Here is a 14,032-nt window from a genome sequence, read left to right on the forward strand (position 1 = left end):
TCCCGGTCAGGATCTCCGGCGCCACCCGGTGGGGTGGCGCGTGTCGGGCAGGAATCGCTCGGCGTCGGCCCGGGCACGCAGGGTCCGTCGCCGACCGGCCGCGAGCGGCAGGGTCCCCATGATGCCGAGCGCGAGGGGCAGGCCGTCGGGCAGCCCCGGTGCGCCGGCCGCCTCGGCCGTCGTCTGGGGGTCGGACGAGCTCACCCAGCCGAACCGGTCGAAGGGCAGCACGATCAGCCGCACCTTGCCGATGATGTTCTCCTCCGGGATCGGGCCGTGACCGGCCGCCCGGGAGTCGGCGGAGTTGTTCCGCGAGTCGCCCATCATCCAGTACTCGCCCTCGGGAACCGTGATCGGCCCGAACGGGATCTGCCGGGCCGGGCCGGCCTCGGGCAGGTAGTAGACGTAGGGCTCCTCGAGGGGCTGGCCGTCGACCATCACCTGGTTCAGCGCGTCGCAGCACGCGACCGTCTGGCCGCCGACGGCGATCACCCGCTTGACGAAGTCCTTCTCGTCGGGCGGGGCCACGCCGACCAGCGAGCCGAGCGTCTGCAGGCCCTTGACCAGAGGGTTCGCCGATCCTTCACCGGTGTAGGTCTCGCTGGCCCAGCCGTCGGTGCCGCGGAAGACCACGATGTCGCCCGGCGAGACGTCGGTGAAGTTGTAGGTGACCTTGTCGACGAGCACGCGGTCGTTGGTGCACCCGGTGCAGCCGTGCAGCGTCGTCTCCATCGACCCGGACGGGATCACATAGACCTTCGCCAGGAAGGTCTGGATCAGGACGGTCAGCAACAGCGCGACACCGGCCAGGAGCAGCAGCTCCTTCCAGAACGCGAGCTTCTGCTTCTCGCCGTCCGGGCCCTTCCCGAGCCCGGCCATCGCCGCGAGCTTCGCGCCGGCTCCGACGGGTCCGGAGCGCTTCCCCGCGCGCCGGCTCCTGTCGTCCACCTGCTCCGTACCGGCCTGCTCGGCGTCGTCGTCGAGGTCGTGCGGCGCCACGGTGCCGGTGGCCTCGTCCTGCGGCGAGAGGTCCGGCGGCGGTCCGGCGGCCCCCCTGCGGCGTCGCGACGGGCGCCGGAGCGTCTCGGTCGGGGGCGCCTGGTCGTGGAGGTCGTCGCCCTCCGCCGGGCCGGCGTCGTCAGCCGGGCCGTGGGGGCGCCGCGGGTCCCCGGCGGGACCGGGCGGCCGGACGGGCGCGGCGGGCCCGCCGTGGGCGGCGTCCACGCCGTACGGCGGCGGCGCCTGCGGTGCGGCGGGAGCGCGGCCGGGCGGCGGCGCGGCCGCGGGACCGCCCGGGCCGGGGCCGCGACGGGGCCCGGGGGCGGCCGGAGCCTCCGAGCCGGGGCGGCCCGGGGCCCATGCCGGTCCGGGAGCGCCCACGGGACCGTCGGGAGCGGCGCGACGGCGGGACGGCCGGGCGTCCTGTCCGGGAACGGGGCCGGCGCCGGATGGCGGACCGTCCTGGCGGAACGGGGCGCCGAGGCCGGCGCGTCCGCCGTGGCGGTCGTGCCGGGCGCCGCCGTCCTGGACGTTCGGGCCACCGGGGCGACCGTTGCGGTCACGGGGACGGCCGTCCGGGCCGCCGTGGCGTGCCGGATCGGCCTCGTACCCGGGGGCCCCGTAGCCGGCCGGACCACCGTTGCGTGCCGGCGAGCGGGGGGCATCGGCCGCTCCGTGCCTGCCGGTGGCCTCCGGGCCTCGGCGGTGGGAGCCGGTCCCGTTCGCCTCGAACTGTTCGGGTGCGCGGCGGTGCCCGCCGGTGCGGCCGGGGGGCGGCCGGCGGTCGTCGCCGGGCTGCCGGTCCGGAGGGGCCTCGTACGGCGGCGAGTCGCGCAGCCGGTCGGCATAGCGTGCCCGGAGGGAGTCCCCGCCGTCACCGTTCCCGTTGCTCTCCCGCCCGGGGCCCGCGTCGGCAGGGCCGTACGGGTCCGGCTCGGCGTACCCGTTGCGGGGCCCGCCGTGCCGGCCGGTCCGCTCGCCCGTCAGGTCCTCGTAGCCGTTGCGGTACCGGCGCCCGCGCGGGGCGTCGCCGGAGGTGTCCGCATCGGCCTCCGACGCGTGCCGGGTGCGTACACCGCGCGCCTCGGGCTCGGCCGCCCCGTCGTCCCCCGCGGGCGGGGCCCCGCTGTGCAGCGGGGTCCCGAGGAGCCAGTCCTGGTCCTCGGCGGCCGGGGGCGGGGACCCTTCGGGGGCCCGCCGCCGACCGGTGCGCTCGGGGGCGTCGCTGCCGCGATACCGCCGGGGGCGGGCCCGGCGGTCATCGGGGAGCTCGGGGAAGGCCACGCGACGAGATTACGTCACCGGACCGTCACGACGGGGTGACGGTCAGGACGCGGTCGGGGTCTCCCGGCGCTCCTTGATCTTCGCGGCCTTGCCGCGCAGGTCACGGAGGTAGTAGAGCTTCGCCCGGCGGACGGCGCCGCGGGTGGCGACCTCGATCTTGTCGATGTTCGGCGTGTGCACCGGGAAGGTGCGCTCGACGCCGACGCCGAACGAGATCTTGCGGACGGTGAAGGTCTCGCGGGCGCCGGAGCCCTGGCGGCGGATGACCACGCCCTGGAAGACCTGGGTACGGGTGCGGTTGCCCTCGATGACCTTCACGTGCACCTTGAGGGTGTCGCCGGGCCGGAAGTCCGGGATGTCGGAGCGCAGGATCTCCGCGTCCAGTGCGTCCAGGGTGTTCATGTCGACGTCCGTCCTCGTGTGTCGTTCGTGCGGTTCATACGGTGCCGCCCCGGGTCGTTCCGGGGCTTTCTCCCGGGCCATCCGGGCCGTCCGCACCTGGTGGTGGGACGCTCGTCCGGATGGCGGGCTCCGGCGCGGCCGGCGCTCCCCGGGTCGACCGGGTGGCACACGGGACCGTCACCGGGCACCGCACACGGCGCTGGCAACCCGTCCATAGTGCCAGACGGCCCGATCGGCCCGGACACCCGGTGGCCGGTCCGTCCGCGGGTCCGACGCTCCGGAGCCCGGGGACCGGAAGCCCACCCGGTGCGGCGCGGGCCGCCGGGGCCGGTCAGCCGGTCGGCGCCCCGTCCTCGTCGGTGCGCCCGGCGGCCAGTGCGGCGCGGTCGGCGGCGTCGAGCGCGCCGTCGGGGAATGCCTCGAGCAGGTCGGGGCGCCGGTCGCGGGTGCGTTCCAGAGCCCGGTCGCGGCGCCAGCGCTCGATCGCGGCGTGGTTGCCGCTGCGCAGGACGTCCGGCACGGCGAGCCCGCGCCACGTCTCGGGACGGGTGTAGGACGGCCCCTCGAGCAGCCCGTCGGAGAACGAGTCCTCCTCGGCCGAGCGCGGGTTGCCGAGCACCCCCGGCAGCAACCGGGCGACGGCCTCGACCATCACGAGGACCGCGACCTCGCCGCCGACCAGCACGTAGTCACCGATCGACACCTCGTCGACCCGGGTCCCGCGGGCCCGCGCGTCGAGCAGCACCCGCTCGTCGATGCCCTCGTAGCGGCCGCAGGCGAACACGAGGCGCTGGTCGGCGGACCAGGCGCGCGCGGTCTCCTGGGTGAAGGGCCGGCCGGCCGGGGTCGGGACGACCAGCCGGGCCGGCGGACCGGCGAGCACCTCGTCGAGCGCGTCGCCCCAGACCTGCGGCCGCATGACCATCCCCGGCCCGCCGCCGTAGGGCGAGTCGTCGACGGCCTGGTGGACGTCGTGGGTCCAGCGACGCAGGTCGTGCACCCCGACCTCGAGCAGGCCGCGCTCGATCGCCCGCCCCAGCAGTGCCTCGCGCAACGGTTCGAGGTAGGAGGGGAAGATGGTGACGACGTCGATCCGCACGCGGCGGATCGTCGCAGCCCCGCATTCCCGGACGACGAGGGAGGTCGGCAGTGCCGGACGGCTGGTCGGGTCCGCTGTGGTCCACCGCGGCCCAGTGGGACCTCCTACCCCCGGTCCTGCTCGCCCTGGTCCTGACGACGGCCATCGGCCTGGAGCGCGAGGCGGGGGCCAAGAGCGCCGGCCTGCGGACGCACGTGCTCGTCGGCGTGGGTGCGGCCGTGTTCATGGTGATCTCGAAGTACGGCTTCGCGGACCTGCTGGCGACCGAGCACGTCGCGCTGGACCCGTCCCGGATCGCGGCGCAGATCGTCTCCGGGATCGGGTTCATCGGCGCCGGGCTGATCTTCGTCCGGCAGGACGTCGTGCGGGGCCTCACGACCGCCGCCACGATCTGGCTCGCCGCCGCGGTCGGCACCGCCTGCGGGGCGGGACTGCCGTTGCTCGCCGTGCTCGCGACCGCGGCCCACTTCCTCGTGACCCGCGGGCTGCAGCCGCTCGCCCGGGCGGTCCGGCGCCGCCGTCGCCGTCCGCCGGTGCTGCGCATCCGCTACGACGACGGCCTGGGCGTGCTCCGCGGGGTCCTCGAACGCTGCACCGACGCCGGGTTTTCCGTGGCCGGGGTGTCCGTGCACCGCGGGTCGGTCACCGGCGACGGCGGCCGGGTCGCCGCGCTCACGCTGCGCCTGGACGGGCGGGGCGACCTGAACTCGCTGGCCGCGACGCTCGCCGAGACGGCCGGTGTGCGGTCGGCCGAGACCCGGGTCGACCCGACGGAGGACCCGGACGACCCGGCCGACGACACCGCCGGCGACCCGTTGGACGAGTACCGGGCCTGACGGGCGGCCGGATCCACGGGTGGCGGTCAGCCCGCCCGGCGGCCGGGGCGCTCGGCGACCGTCCGCCGCGTCCCCTGCAGGGTCACGCCCCGTCCCTGGAGGACCCGCGACGCCGCGTGACCGGGATGCAGCAACCCCAGCAGCAGGTGCTCGGTGCCGATGTGCCGGTCCCCCAGGCGGATCGCCTCCCGCAGCGCGAGCTCCAGGGCCTTCTTCGTGAGCCGGTCGAACGGGACGTGCCCGGTGAACCACCGTCCGCGGCGCCCGCCGGTCCGGTCCAGGGCGCCCGGGCCGAAGGACTCTTCCGCGGCCCGGCGAACCTCGTCGAGGTCGATGCCGAGGGTGGCGAGGGCGTCGGCGTCGTCCGGCCGGGCGCGGGCCAGGTCGTGGTCGACCTCCGCCGCACCGACGCCGGCAGCACGCAGCAGCTCCTCCCCCGGCGTCCCCGGGCAGCGCAGGATCCCCAGCAGCAGGTGCTCCGGGCCGATCCGGTCGGCGTGGCGCCCCCGCGCCTCCTCCTGGGCGACGACGACGGCACGCCGGGCCGGGTCGGTGAACCTCTCGAACACGTGCTCTCCCCTCGTCGCGGGCCGCTACAGCCCGAGCCGGCGGTACTTCTTGTGCACCGCCTGGCGACTGATCCGGAGCGCGTCGGCGATCTGCTGCCAGGACCAGCCCTGGTCCCGTGCACTGGTCACCTGCAGCTCCTCCAGGGACTCCTGCAGGCCGCGCAGGGCCGCCACCGCCGCCAGGCCGACGGCCGGGTCCTTGCTGGACGCCGCCGCGGCCACCGCCGTCGCATCGCTCATGCCTGTCAACATAGGTTGACATCGACGCGCTGTCAACCGACGTTGACAGCGCGGCCACGGAAGAGGCCCGGCGTCGTGCGGCGCCGGGCCTCACCGGTGCTCACTCCTCGGGGTCGAGCAGCCCCTCGGGCGGATCGAGGACGACCCGGCCGCCCTCGAGATCGACCTCCGGCACGATCTCGCCGACGAACGGGACCATCGCCTCGTGCCCGGCGGGCCGGGTCACGACCAGCAGCGATCCCCCGGGACCGTGCACCACGTCGGTGATCGTCCCGGCCGGCGTCCCGTCGGTCAGCTCGGCCCGCAGGCCGGTGAGCCGGTGGACGTGGAACTCCTCCGGGTCGTCGGGCTCGGCGAGCTCCGTCGTCGGCAGCAGCAGCTGCACGCCACGGAGCTCCTCGGCCCCGTCACGGTCGCCGACACCCTCGAACAGGACGAGCCAGCGCCCGGAGTGCGCGCGGGAGGTGGCCACCGTGAGGGGCCCCGGCCCGCTCCCCCGCCGGCGGCTGCCGTGCAGGACCGCTCCGGGGGCGAACCGCTCCTCCGGGGAGTCGGTCCGCGACTCGACGACGACCTCGCCGCGCAGACCGTGCACACGCACGACGACGCCGACCAGGACCTGGTCCCGGCCGGCGTCGCTGGTGCGTGGGTTGCTGCTGGTCACCGGTCGGTGTCGACGACGTCGACCCGCACCCCGCGGCCGCCCACTCCGCCGATCACGTTGCGCAGGGCGGTGGCGGTGCGGCCACCACGGCCGATCACCTTGCCCAGGTCGTCGGGGTGCACCCGGACCTCCAGGATCCGCCCACGACGGCCGGTGACCAGGTCCACCCGGACGTCGTCGGGGTGGTCGACGATGCCGCGCACGAGGTGCTCGAGCGCGTCCGCCAGGAGGGGCACGACTCGGCGGCAGGCGCGTCGGCGTCCTTGGTGGCGTCGACGACGTCGTCGCTCTTGGTGGCGGCCTCGGCCGGGGCGTCGTCCGCGGTCTTGCCGACGCGGTCGCCGCCGCCCTTCTTCTTCGGGGTGGTGGCCGGGGTGCTCGGCTCGTCGTTGGCCTGGGCCAGCGCCTGCTGGAAGCGGGCCAGCTTGTCGGCCTTCTCCGCCTGCGGCTTCAGGGTGCCCTCGGTGCCCGGCAGACCCTTGAACTTCTGCCAGTCACCGGTGATCTCGAGCAGGTTCTGCACCGTCTCGGTCGGCAGCGCGCCGACACCCAGCCAGTACTGCGCCCGCTCCGAGTCGATCTCGATGAGGCTCGGCTCGTTCTTCGGGTGGTACTTGCCGATGGTCTCGATGGCCCGGCCGTTCCGCCGCGTACGGGAGTCCGCGACGACGACGCGGTAGTACGGCTGACGGATCTTGCCCAGACGCATCAGCTTGATCTTGACGGCCACGCTGTGGTGCTCCTCGCGAATGTCGATTCGTGCTGCGATGAGTCAGCTGGTGCTCGCGTGGGGTACGGGCTCGCTCACTCGAAGGTCATCGGCCGTGGCTGGTAGAGGGCCGGCCACGGGCCCGATCGACCATTCTGCCAGACGGCCGTCAGACGGCAGGGACGACCCCGACCAGCATGAGCGCGAGCGCCAGTCCGGGCAGGAAGTTGTTCACCGCGTGCGCGACCACACCCGCGGTCAGCCGCCCGGTGAGCAGCCGTGCGACGCCCAGCGGCAGCGTCACCACGAACAGCAGCGGCGCCCGCAGGAGCTCCAGGTGGGCGACGGCGAAGACGGCGGTGGTCACCAGGAACACCACCCAGCGGTTGGCGACCCACTTCGCCACGGCGTTCCACAGCAGCCCGCGGTAGACGATCTCCTCGCAGACCGGGGCGATCACCACGATGCCGAACATGACGGCGAGCGCGACCGGCCAGGTCGTCCGGATCCCCTCGAACGCGACGCCGACCGACGTCGTGAGGTCCGGACCGACCAGGTAGAGGTAGCCGAAGGCGGCCGGGACGGTGACGAACAGCCCGGCGATCCCGATCAGCAGCCCGGCCCCGACGTCCTCCCAGCGGAACCGCAGCCCCAGGTCGGCGACCGGACCGTCGCCCCGCCAGAGCGTCCAGCCGATGCAGGTCAGCGCGGCGAGCACGGTCGGGACCGCGATCGCGAGCAGCACCTCGCCGGCGGAGTCGACGTCGATCGCCAGCCCGACCAGGGCCGACGAGCCGAGGAACACCGCCTCGACGACCAGGAACGCCCACAGCCCCCACCGCACCCGCGGCGTCGGGGACGGGTCGAGGCCGAACGCACCGGCCTGCGGCCGGTAGGCGCCGGAGAAGCCTGCGGGACCGCCCGGCGGCCCGGGCGTGGAGGTCATGCCCCCACTGATACCCGACGTCCGCGCACCAGTACCACCGACGGGCCCCGCAGCACGCCGAGGTCGTCGCGCGGATCACGGTCGTAGACGACCAGGTCGGCCGGCGCGCCCGGGACCGGACCGGCCGGGCGGCCCAGCCACTCCCGCGCCGCCCAGCTCGCGGCGCCGATCGGGTCCGGGTGCCCGGCCCGGGCGAGCTCGGCGACCTCGTCGGCGATCCGGCCGTGCCGGATGCCACCGCCGGCGTCGGTCCCCGCGTAGACCCGCACCCCGGCCTCGATCGCCTTCCCGACGGTCTCCCAGGCGTGCGCGTGCAGGTCCCGCATGTGCCCGGCGTAGCGCGGGTACTTCGTCGCCTTGTCGGCGATCGACGGGAACGTCTCGACGTTGATCAGCGTCGGCACCAGTGCGGTGCCGCGCGCGGCCATCTCGTCGATCAGGTCGTCGGTGAGACCGGGGCCGTGCTCGATGCAGTCGATCCCGGCGCCGATCAGCCCGGGCAGCGCCTCGGTGCCGAAGACGTGCGCGGTGACCCGGGCACCGGCGTCGTGCGCGGCGGCGATCGCCTCGGCGAGCACCTCGTCCGGCCAGAGCGGGGCGAGGTCGGCGCCGTCGCCGAGACCGCGGTCGATCCAGTCGCCGACGAGCTTGACCCAGCCATCGCCGCGGGCGGCCTGGGTGCGCACCTCGTCGACGAGCAGCCGCGGGTCGTCCAGCTCGGCGGCGAGCCCGGGGATGTAGCGCTTCGGCCGGGCCACGTGCCGCCCGGCCCGGATGATCTCGGGCAGGTCGTCGCGGACCTGCAGCGGCGAGGTGTCGACCGGGGAACCGCAGTCCCGCAGGAGCAGGGTGCCCGCGTCACGGTCGGTGCGGGCCTGCGCCGCGCACTCCTCGAGGTCGGTGACCGGGCCGTCCGGGCCGAGGCCGACGTGGCAGTGCGCGTCGACCAGGCCGGGCACGATCCACCCGGAGGTGACCAGGTCCTCGGCGCCCGGCAGCGGCTCGGCGACGATCCGCCCGGAGCCGTCGACGTACAGGTCGGCCGACTCCGCCCCGGCGGGGCCCAGCACCGTTCCGCGCAGCCGCCACCCCGCGGCAGGAAGATCGCCCATAGCGGGCGACCCTACGTCACTTCTTCTTGCCGAAGTCCAGCGTCGACGGGTCGAAGCCGGGCGGCAGCTGGTCCATCCCGGCGAGCCCCGGCGGGAGCTGCTGCAGGCTCGGCGGCAGGTTCGACAGGTCCGGCCCGCCGGCCTGCCCGGCCCGGTTCGCGGGGTTGCCGCTGCGGCGCTTCTTCGCCTGCTTCGCCTTGCGCGCGTTCTTCGGGACCTTCTTGGTGGCCTTGCGCCCGCCGCCGCCGAAACCGAACTGACCGGCCATCTGCTTCATCATCTTGCGGGCCTCGAAGAAGCGGTTGACCAGGTCGTTCACGTCGGAGACGGTGACGCCCGAGCCGGTCGCGATCCGCTGCCGCCGGGACGCGTTGATGATCTTCGGGTCGTCCCGCTCGGCCGGGGTCATGCCGCGGATGATCGCCTGCAGGCGGTCGATCTGCTTGTCGTCGACCTGCTCGAGCGCGGCCTTCATCTGCCCCTGGTTGGCGCCCGGGAGCATGTTGAGGATGTTGCCGATCGGCCCCATCTTGCGCAGCTGCATCATCTGCTGGAGGAAGTCCTCCAGGGACAGCTCGCCGGAGCTGATCTTCTGCGCGGCGGCCGCGGACTGCTCGGCGTCGAAGACCTGCTCGGCCTGCTCGATCAGGGTGAGCAGGTCACCCATCCCGAGGATGCGCGAGGACATCCGGTCGGGGTGGAAGACGTCGAAGTCCTCGAGCTTCTCGCCGTTCGACGCGAAGAGGATCGGCTGCCCGGTGACCTCGCGGACCGACAGGGCGGCGCCACCGCGGGCGTCGCCGTCGAGCTTGGTGAGCACGACACCGGTGAAGCCGACGCCGTCGCGGAACGCCTCGGCGGTCGCCACCGCGTCCTGACCGATCATGGCGTCGACGACGAACAGGACCTCGTCCGGGTCGACCGCCGTCCGGATGTCGGACGCCTGGCGCATCAGCTCCTCGTCGACACCGAGGCGGCCCGCGGTGTCGACGACGACGACGTCGTACTGCTTCTCGCGGGCGTGCGCGATGCCGCCGCGGGCGACGCCGACCGGGTCACCGGGGCCCTCCGGCAGCTCACCGGACCCGGTGGCGCCCGGGTGCGGCGCGAAGGTCTGCACGCCGGCGCGCTCGCCGACGATCTGCAGCTGGTTCACCGCGTTCGGGCGCTGCAGGTCGCACGCCACCAGCAGCGGGGTGTGCCCCTGCCCCTTGAGCCAGCGCGCGAGCTTGCCGGCCAGGGTCGTCTTACCGGCGCCCTGCAGACCGGCCAGCATGATGACCGTCGGCGGTTCCTTGGCGAGGTTCAGCCGCCGCGTCTCGCCGCCGAGGATCGTCACGAGCTCCTCGTTGACGATCTTGACGACCTGCTGGGCGGGGTTCAGGGCCTGCGAGACCTCCGACCCCTTGGCCCGTTCCTTGATGCGCGCGATGAACCCGCGGACCACCGGCAGGGCGACGTCCGCCTCCAGCAGCGCGATCCGGATCTCGCGCGCGGTGGCGTCGATGTCGGCGTCGGAGAGCCGGCCCTTGCCGCGGAGATCACGCAGCGTGGATCCGAGCCGCTCGGAGAGGGAGTCGAACACCCTTACCAGCCTACTTGGCCAGCGCCAGGCCCCGGCGGGCGCCGGAGCGATCGGTCGTCCGCACCGAGGTCCAGCCCGGTTCACCCCCCGCACGCAGCAGGTCCGCGGTGCGTGCCGCACGCCCGGCGTGCCGGTCGAACGGGCGGGACCGCACGACCCGGCCGCGCGCGTGCTGCCCGGCGAGCGCCTGTCCCGCCGGCACGTCCAGCCACAGCAGGTGCGGTGCGCGGCCGGTCAGCCGGGCGAGCCCGCGGACCGCGGCCCGCACCCGGGGCGCGGTCGCCGGCAGGTGCACGACGACCGTGTCCGCCTGCCCGGCGCAGGCCCCGGCCACCGACGCCCGGTGGGCCAGATGGGTCAGCCAGCGGTAGGCCGCGTACGGCGTCCCCGCCGGCAGCCGGGCCGCGAGCGCGGCGCGGGACTCACCCGAGTCGAGGACCCGGACGCCGGGGCACCCGGTCAGCTCGGCCAGCAGCGTGGACTTGCCCGCCCCGGGCAGGCCCGCGACCAGCAGCAACGTCCGCCCTGGCAGGTGCACGACGAGCGGCCCGGCGTCCGCGTCCGCGCGGACGGGGTCCGCCGCCGCGCCGGCGGTCGGGGGCAGGGGCACGTCGTCGAGCGGCACGGCACCGGCGGTGGTCATGTGGGATGAAACGGTCGGGCGGCCGGGATCGTTCCGGTCACGCGGCGTGTCCGGCACGGCACACCCGAGCACCGCCCGCGGCGGCCGGGTGCGGCCCGCTCACACGGCGTCGTCGCCCCGCTCCCCGGTCCGTACCCGCACCAGGGTCTCGACCGCGGTCAGCCAGACCTTCCCGTCGCCGATCCGCCCGGTGTGTGCGGCGTCGACGACGGTCTGCAGGGCCCGGTCCGCCACCTCGTCGCCGACCACGACCTCGATCCGCACCTTCGGCACGAGATCGACCTGGTACTCGGCACCCCGGTAGACCTCGGTGTGGCCCTTCTGCCGGCCGTAGCCCTGCACCTCGGTCACGGTCATGCCGAGCACGCCGATCCCCTCCAGGGCCTCCCTGACGTCGGCCAGCACGAACGGCTTGACGATCGCGGTCACCAGCTTCATCGCTTCCCCCTCCGGACGCGGTTTCGCCCCGAGAGGATGCCCCCGTTCCCGGCCCGGGTCGCGTCCGGGCCCCGGTCGGCTCAGGCGCGGGCCGCCGACCGCCCGGCCGCGACGGCCAGCACCGCCCGCTCGATCTCCTTGCGGGCGGCCCGCTCGGGCGCCCCGGCGATGCCGAACGAGTCGACGACCGAGGAGCCGAGCGTCTCGACCCGGGCCCAGACGAGATCGATCCCGGTGCGCTCCAGCGCGGCGGTGACGTGGTGCAGCAGGCCGATCCGGTCGGTCCCGCGGAGCTCGAGCACGACGGCACCGGTGGCCTCGTCGTCGAACCAGAGGACCCGCGGCGGAGCGGTGCGCTCCACCTCCGGGGTGGAGGGGGCGTAGTCGCGTTCCTTGCGGGCCAGCGCCGCGCCCAGCTCGAGCGATCCGGACAGCACCCGGACCAGATCGGACCGGACCAGCGCCGGGTCCGGCAGGCCCCCGAACCGCGGGGTCACGGCGAAGGTGACCACGACGACCCCGGCCTCGGTCGCGAGATCGGCGGCGTGCACCTGCAGCGAGTGCAGCGCCACCACGCCGGCGACCGCGGACAGCGCCCCGCGCCGGTCCGGGACCGCGACGGCGACGGTCGCGACGTCGTCACCGGTGGAGAACCGGACCTGGGGCTGGTCGTCCTCGGCGACCGCCTCGATCATCTCCTTGTACGCCGGGTCCGGCGGGCCGGGCTCGACGAACGGCCTGCCGTCCAGCGCGGACAGGCAGCGGCCCGACAGGCCCTGGATGAGGGTGCGCCGCCACGGGCTCCACACCCCGGGCCCGGTGCCGAGAGAGTCGGCCTCGGCGAGGGCGTCGAGCAGCTCGAGCAGGACGCCGACGGCCGCGTCGTCACCGCCGACGGTCTCCCGCAGCGTGTCCAGCACCCGGGCCACCGTGGCGGGGTCGTCCGGGTCGCGGCGGGTCGCGGTGTGCGGCAGCAGCAGGTGGTGCCGGACCATCGCGGCGAGCAGCTCCATGTCGGCCGCGCGCAGCCCGAGCCGCTCGCCGATCTGCCGGACCAGCGACTCCCCGACGACCGAGTGGTCCCCGCCCCGGCCCTTGCCGATGTCGTGCAGCAGCGCGCCGACCAGCAGCAGGTCGGGGCGGGCGACCCGGGTGGTCAGCCGCGCGGCCTGGGCGCCGACCTCGACCAGGTGCCGGTCGACGGTCCAGACGTGGGTGCGGTCCCGCGGCGGCAGGTCCCGCACCGCACCCCACTCGGGGAACAGCCGCCCCCACAGCCCGGTCCGGTCCAGGGACTCGATCACGCCGACCATCGCCTGGCCGGTGCCGAGCAGGGCGAGCAGCTCGGCCAGCGCCGCCCGCGGCCACGGCGTACGCAGCTCGGGGGCGGTGTCGGCGAGCCGGGTCAGGGTGCCGGCGGAGATGGGCAGCCCGGTGCGGGCGGCGGTGGCCGCGACCCGCAGGACGAGCGCGGGGTCCTTGGCGGCGGAGGCGTCGCGGGCGAGCCCGACCTCCCCGCCGTGCTCGACGACGCCGGAGTCCAGGGGCCGCCGGACGGGCGCGCGCCGGAGGGCGGCGAGCCCGCGCCGGGGCAGCGCGTTGCGGGCCTGGCGCAGCACCACCTCGGCGCCGAACGCGACGGCACGGGCGCCTCCCGACAGCGCCCGGGCCAGGTCGAAGCGGTCGCCGAGATCCATGAGCCCGGCGATGTCGTCGGCGTCCTGGGCGCGCAGGACGTCCCGCGCCCGGCCCGAGCGGCGGTGCAGCTCGGTGCGGACGTCGAGCAGCAGCGAGCGGGCGGCGACGACCTCCGCCGAGGGCCGGTCGACCAGCTGCGCGGTGGCGAGCGCGTCGATCAGCTGCACGTCGCGCAGCCCGCCGTGGCCGTTCTTGAGGTCGGGCTCGATCCGGTGCGCGACGTCGCCGTTGCGCTGCCAGCGTTCGGTGGTGGTGTCGACGATCTCGTCGAAGCGGCTGCGCATCCCGGCCCGCCAGGCCTGCCGGACGGCGTCGCGGACCTTCGTCGCGAGCGTCCCGTCGCCGGCGATGTGCCGGGCCTCGAGCAGGCCGAACGCGGCACGCAGGTCGGTGGTGGCGATCTGGACGGCCTGCCCCGGGGTGCGCACCGAGTGGTCGAGGCCGAGGCCCGCGTCCCACAGCGGGTACCAGAGCTGCTCGGCGAGGGTGTCGATCCCCTTGCGGCCGTCGTGCAGCAGGACGAGATCGAGGTCGGACCAGGGGCAGAGCTCGCGACGCCCCAGCGCCCCGACGGCGACGAGGGCGACGCCGCTGCCGTCGCCGCCGAACCCCAGTGCCGCACAGCGCGAGGAGAGCCAGAAGTCGTGCAGGTCGACCAGGGCGGCCCGCAACGCCTCCGGCCCGTGATGGTTCCGGCCGTTGGACTCCAGCAGTACCGATTTCGCCTTGACCAGGTCCGCCGCCTCGCCCGACCCGAGGACCGTCATCGCTCCGCGCCACCCGCTTCCTGTCTCGTCATGACCCGTCC

General features: G+C 75.2%; 14 protein-coding genes and 1 pseudogene. 1 reads left to right on the forward strand and 14 read right to left on the reverse strand.

Features of this window, described 5'->3' with window-relative positions:
• Positions 1–6: 6 nt before the first annotated feature.
• The 3 genes from lepB to trmD form a co-directional block, all read right to left on the reverse strand.
• A complete protein-coding gene (gene lepB, locus AD017_RS37345; RefSeq protein ID WP_369821663.1) occupies positions 7–2,283 on the reverse strand; it encodes a signal peptidase I in 2,277 nt (758 codons plus the stop codon).
• 42 nt (positions 2,284–2,325) lie between these two features.
• Complete coding sequence (gene rplS, locus AD017_RS05805) at positions 2,326–2,685, reverse strand: 50S ribosomal protein L19 (RefSeq protein WP_060573342.1); 360 nt, start codon at positions 2,683–2,685, stop codon at positions 2,326–2,328.
• A 331-nt stretch (positions 2,686–3,016) separates the two neighbouring features.
• Complete coding sequence (trmD, locus tag AD017_RS05810; RefSeq protein ID WP_060573344.1) at positions 3,017–3,784, reverse strand: tRNA (guanosine(37)-N1)-methyltransferase TrmD; 768 nt, start codon at positions 3,782–3,784, stop codon at positions 3,017–3,019.
• A 50-nt stretch (positions 3,785–3,834) separates the two neighbouring features.
• Between trmD and AD017_RS05815 the strand changes: the two genes are divergently transcribed.
• Entirely contained in the window at positions 3,835–4,620 is a 786-nt protein-coding gene (locus tag AD017_RS05815) for an MgtC/SapB family protein (RefSeq protein ID WP_010229550.1), read from the forward strand.
• 26 nt (positions 4,621–4,646) lie between these two features.
• Here AD017_RS05815 and AD017_RS05820 read toward each other — a convergent pair whose 3' ends face one another.
• From AD017_RS05820 to AD017_RS05870, 11 genes and pseudogenes are all read right to left on the reverse strand, one after another.
• Positions 4,647–5,189, reverse strand: coding sequence for a Clp protease N-terminal domain-containing protein (locus AD017_RS05820; RefSeq protein WP_060573346.1), 543 nt, complete (start codon positions 5,187–5,189; stop codon positions 4,647–4,649).
• 24 nt (positions 5,190–5,213) lie between these two features.
• The gene (locus AD017_RS05825; protein ID WP_010229557.1) at positions 5,214–5,429 is read right to left on the reverse strand and encodes a helix-turn-helix domain-containing protein; all 216 of its coding nucleotides are present in this window, start codon (positions 5,427–5,429) and stop codon (positions 5,214–5,216) included.
• A 100-nt stretch (positions 5,430–5,529) separates the two neighbouring features.
• A complete protein-coding gene (gene rimM / locus AD017_RS05830; RefSeq protein ID WP_010229560.1) occupies positions 5,530–6,093 on the reverse strand; it encodes a ribosome maturation factor RimM in 564 nt (187 codons plus the stop codon).
• Positions 6,090–6,329, reverse strand: a complete 240-nt coding sequence (locus AD017_RS05835; protein ID WP_060573348.1) for an RNA-binding protein — start codon at positions 6,327–6,329, stop codon at positions 6,090–6,092. The genes rimM and AD017_RS05835 overlap by 4 nt, the downstream gene beginning before the upstream one ends.
• Positions 6,330–6,346: 17 nt before the next feature.
• Positions 6,347–6,823: pseudogene (gene rpsP / locus AD017_RS05840) on the reverse strand (30S ribosomal protein S16); the annotation flags it as partial.
• A gap of 148 nt (positions 6,824–6,971) precedes the next feature.
• Positions 6,972–7,748 carry a CPBP family intramembrane glutamic endopeptidase gene (locus tag AD017_RS05845; protein WP_010229568.1) on the reverse strand — a complete coding sequence of 259 codons (777 nt, stop codon included), beginning with the start codon at positions 7,746–7,748 and terminating at the stop codon, positions 6,972–6,974.
• A complete protein-coding gene (locus AD017_RS05850; RefSeq protein ID WP_060573350.1) occupies positions 7,745–8,860 on the reverse strand; it encodes an amidohydrolase family protein in 1,116 nt (371 codons plus the stop codon). The genes AD017_RS05845 and AD017_RS05850 overlap by 4 nt, the downstream gene beginning before the upstream one ends.
• Before the next feature lie 16 nt (positions 8,861–8,876).
• Complete coding sequence (gene ffh, locus AD017_RS05855) at positions 8,877–10,445, reverse strand: signal recognition particle protein (RefSeq protein WP_010229574.1); 1,569 nt, start codon at positions 10,443–10,445, stop codon at positions 8,877–8,879.
• Between the two features lie 10 nt (positions 10,446–10,455).
• Positions 10,456–11,088, reverse strand: coding sequence for an AAA family ATPase (locus AD017_RS05860; RefSeq protein ID WP_060573353.1), 633 nt, complete (start codon positions 11,086–11,088; stop codon positions 10,456–10,458).
• A 99-nt stretch (positions 11,089–11,187) separates the two neighbouring features.
• Positions 11,188–11,526 carry a P-II family nitrogen regulator gene (locus AD017_RS05865; RefSeq protein WP_010236519.1) on the reverse strand — a complete coding sequence of 113 codons (339 nt, stop codon included), beginning with the start codon at positions 11,524–11,526 and terminating at the stop codon, positions 11,188–11,190.
• Between the two features lie 80 nt (positions 11,527–11,606).
• On the reverse strand, positions 11,607–13,991 hold the full coding sequence (locus tag AD017_RS05870) for a [protein-PII] uridylyltransferase (protein WP_060573355.1): 2,385 nt from the start codon (positions 13,989–13,991) through the stop codon (positions 11,607–11,609).
• Positions 13,992–14,032: the final 41 nt, after the last annotated feature.

It is taken from the genome of Pseudonocardia sp. EC080619-01 (assembly GCF_001420995.1).
Lineage (GTDB): Bacteria > Actinomycetota > Actinomycetes > Mycobacteriales > Pseudonocardiaceae > Pseudonocardia.